Annotated in this window: 3 protein-coding genes; 1 reads left to right on the forward strand and 2 read right to left on the reverse strand. The window is 52.3% G+C overall.

Translation table 11 applies throughout. The features are described from left to right. Window positions 1-323: 323 nt before the first annotated feature. Window positions 324-536, reverse strand: a complete 213-nt coding sequence (locus CINSTRO3249_RS16860) for a hypothetical protein (protein ID WP_125933209.1) — start codon at window positions 534-536, stop codon at window positions 324-326. 182 nt (window positions 537-718) lie between these two features. Next, entirely contained in the window at window positions 719-1,828 is a 1,110-nt protein-coding gene (gene ompC / locus CINSTRO3249_RS14160; protein WP_074013734.1) for a porin OmpC, read from the reverse strand. A gap of 722 nt (window positions 1,829-2,550) precedes the next feature. Between ompC and CINSTRO3249_RS14165 the strand changes: the two genes are divergently transcribed. Next, the gene (locus tag CINSTRO3249_RS14165) at window positions 2,551-2,928 is read left to right on the forward strand and encodes a DUF4186 domain-containing protein (RefSeq protein WP_074013735.1); all 378 of its coding nucleotides are present in this window, start codon (window positions 2,551-2,553) and stop codon (window positions 2,926-2,928) included. Window positions 2,929-3,462 lie beyond the last annotated feature (534 nt).

Consider the following 3,462-nt stretch of genomic DNA (forward strand, 5'->3'; position numbering starts at 1 on the left):
AACTCCATGGAGTAGTTGGCTCGCGGTTTTTTGGGCTCTGTCATAGATAGTGTCCACTTAAAATAGGTGGACACCATCCTTAATCATCCCTGTCGAAATCGAAAGACGTCCTATATGGGGCGCTTACGGATAAAGTATTGTTTAACCAAAAGACAATCACAAACCGACGCCGCAGAAAATCCCTCGGCGCGCAGCTGGCCGACTGCGCAAGCAGCCGATGCGGCGCCGGCGGGAACACGACACCGCTTGTGGTCGGCAACGGCGTGGCAAGCGATGCCTGGCCGATTGGCGAGGTGGCGACATGGGGGTTACGCAAGCCGGCGTTAAGGAAGAGGCGCTAGCGCTTGCGGAATCATCCTATTACCCTGCCCCCTCTCCTTACCGATAATAGGCGCCTTCCAAAAAAGAAGGAGAGCAAAGAGATGACGAATTTTATTCTCATAGCCGTCTTGCTCGGCTTTGCCGTATTTTCGCTGATTAAAGCGGTCAAACAAATGCGCAAAAAAGCGCTTGTCAATCAGCGCCACCGTTAACACCGTTAACTCCCCCTCACCTCCCCTCGCTCCGCGTGGCACACCTGCACACAGGCATCGTTTTACCGCCGGCATCCTAGCCCGCCCTGGGCGAGGGTTGCGGCGTGTATTACAAAACAACGGGGCGGACGGTCTCACCGTACGCCCCGTTTCTTATCGGCCGATACTCTACGTCAATAGACGCATCAGAACATGTACGTCATGCCTAACGCTAAGATATTGTCGGTAGAGATCTGCGTGTCACGGGTAAAGTCGTTTTTAGACAGCAGATTGATGCGATAGTCGATGAAGGTCAGCATATTTTTGTTAAAGTTATAGCTGGCACCCACCTCGATGTACTTTTTGATGTCTTGGCTTTTGCCCTGATAGTCGCCGTCAATGTGCGATTGCAGATAGCCGATCGAGGGGCGCAGGCCGAAATCAAGCGCGTATTGCGCGACCAATTCAAGATTGTGGGCCTTATCAGCAAAACCGTGTTGCGCCTTGTCCGAAAAGTCGCCATAGGGCGTCATGTTGCGGGTTTCGCTGTACAGCGCCGCAAGGTAGAGGTTGTCAGCGTCATATTTCAGACCCACGGAGTAGGCTTCAGCTCTTTTACCCTCGTTACGCGCGCTGTTCATCATACGCTGCGCCAACGTGCGATTACTGCTGGTATAGGCGGCACCGGCGGAAACACCGTTCCCAAAATCATAGGTGACGGACAAACCGTAGCCGTCGCCATTCGCCTCATTTAAGCCACGGCCACCCTTACCCTCGCCCTTGGTATCGTTTTTACCCTGATACTGCAGCGCTACGTTCAGGCCGTCGACCAGACCGAAGAAATTGGTATTACGATAGGTGAACACACCGTTGGCGCGGCCGGTCATGAAGTTGTCGGTAACGGTGGTGTCGCCGCCGAATTCCGGCATCATATCGGTCCAGGCGCCGACGTCATACAGCACGCCGTAGTTACGGCCATAGTCAATGCTGCCCGCATCAGCGAACTTGATACCGGCGAAACCCAGGCGGGTAAAGTTGCTTCTCCCGCTTTCACCTTCAGCTTGGTTCAGTCCGACGTCTTGCTCCCAGGTACCGAAACCGGTAAACCCCTCGCTAAGCTGGGCTTCCCCTTTGAAGCCATAACGGATGAAGGAGCGATCGCCGTTTTTAGCATCATCACTGGACATATAGCGCATGCCGTTAAGTTTACCGAACAAATCCAGCTTATTGCCGTCTTTATTATAAACTTCGGCTGCCCCGGCGCTACCGGCCATCACCATAGCCGAAACGAGTACAGACAGATACTGTAGTTTCATGTTGATACCCTCTATATTTATTATATTTTGCCACTAATAATTTGATATCCGCAGAGGCCCAAATAAAAACGAGCATTCAACAGATCTTGATGTCACTGATAGATCGGATATTGAGCTGACGGCGGAATCATACTCGATGAAATTTGACCTTTCAAGCCATTGCATGGCAACAAATAACCGATAGACATCATAATGATATAAACAAAAAATACTAAAAGCACCCTATCATCCAACTAATTGATAGCGCCAAGCATAAACAAAAAGACTTTAAAAACATTACATTATAAAACAATTCCTCACCTATGACTCGGTGAATTCGGAATAAAAACCCCGACAATCAATATAAAAAATCCCTTCCAATGACTCCATTCATCATTATTTTTTAACGAGAGTGTGAGAGAGATCGATAATAATACTGCGATTGACAACAACCTTTACCACGAAGAATTAAATGACGTTAAACCATATTTTAATTCAATAGTAAATAACATAATATATAGACGCAGCATTCCTTATCATTCATCCCGCCACCGCTATTTCAGCGCTTTTCTACGTTTCCCTCTTTTTAGTCACCCCGCCGCCAGGCATTATCCTGCGTCGTGACGGCGGACGAAGACCGCGCACAGGGTCTCGTTGCTGTCCATCGTTTGCCGGCGCATGGCGTGTTACACTATGCGCCCTGTGCACAGGTAGCAGGCGGCCGACCGGGGCGAGGTAACCTAATGACGCAAGATGCAAGGGATAAAGAGCTAATATGGCAACGCCTGCAGCAATCGGCCTTTCGGCGCCGTTTCTCTCTTAACCCGCGCGATAGCGAGTATCTGCACGCCAAAGGCATGTCGGTCATCTTGAACCACGCGCGGGATTTCATCACCCGACGGCTGGCACCGGCGCTCCCGGCCAAAGAGGGCAGACAAACGCCGTGGCGGGGTCATCCGGTGTTTGTCGCCCAGCATGCCACCGCGACCTGTTGCCGCGGCTGTCTGGAGAAGTGGTATGGCATACCGCGTGGGGTAGCGCTTAGCGAAGCGGAACAGGCGTTTATTGTGGCGATGATTGCATTGTGGCTGGAACGCCGCAGCGGCGGCGGACAAACCTAAGCCGCCGCCGCAATGCCAACATCAGCTTGGGTGCCGTCGCTCGCCGCGGAATGGGCGCCAGGTCGCGCGGCCTTAGGTCTGGTGCAAGGAGGTACCCGGACGTCTGGTGCAAGAAGTTACCCGGACGTCTGGTGCAAGGAGGTACCCGAACGTCTGGTGCAAGAGGGGACCCGAACGTCTGGTGCAAGAAGGTACCCGGCGCCTACGGCGGCTCCGCCAACTGCCCGTCGGCCTGAACAGCAAAACCAAGGCACCCCGGCGCGTACGCTAGCGCTAGTAGGATAACGGCCCTGTCGGGCCGTGTTTAACCTTAAAACCCATTCGTGCGACCCTTACCGGCCGCGTTTTACACCAGGACTCATGCTCGCGGCCCATTATAATGACCATTGCTCAGCCCTCCCTTTTGCGCATAGGTATCTACACATTTATCGTGATACCTGTTATTACTTTGCAGAATGATTTCAACCTATCTGTTGGCGGGATTGACTCTCGCCTTACCCGCCGATATCAGACGCTGGTTAAACAGCATATGAC

The organism is Candidatus Sodalis sp. SoCistrobi, from assembly GCF_900143145.1.
Classification (GTDB): domain Bacteria; phylum Pseudomonadota; class Gammaproteobacteria; order Enterobacterales; family Enterobacteriaceae; genus SoCistrobi.